Genomic DNA, 231 nt, shown 5'->3' with positions numbered 1-231 from the left:
GTGCCCGGGCCGTCGGCTCCGCCCTCGTCGCCCTCGCAGCCTGCGTCACGCTCGTCACCGTCGTGGCTCGTACCTCCGGCGGGGACGCCGACAGCGCGGGGGGCGCGGCCGCCGACCGGGCCGCCGCCAAGGCCGTGCAGCGCTGCGACTCCCAACGCATCGTGGTCAAAGGCGAGTTGACCGCCGTACGCGCCCTGCCGGACGGTCGCGTACGGCTCACCGTCCGCGTCG

General features: G+C 76.6%; 1 pseudogene. It reads left to right on the top strand.

The features are described from left to right. A pseudogene (locus G3I42_RS13745) lies at positions 1 to 231 on the top strand (translation initiation factor IF-2); the annotation flags it as partial.

This window comes from Streptomyces sp. SID11385, assembly GCF_010548245.1.
Taxonomy (GTDB): Bacteria; Actinomycetota; Actinomycetes; order Streptomycetales; family Streptomycetaceae; genus Streptomyces.
The sequence above is the reverse complement of the archived record's forward strand: the minus strand, read 5'-3'. Positions and strand labels throughout refer to the sequence as shown.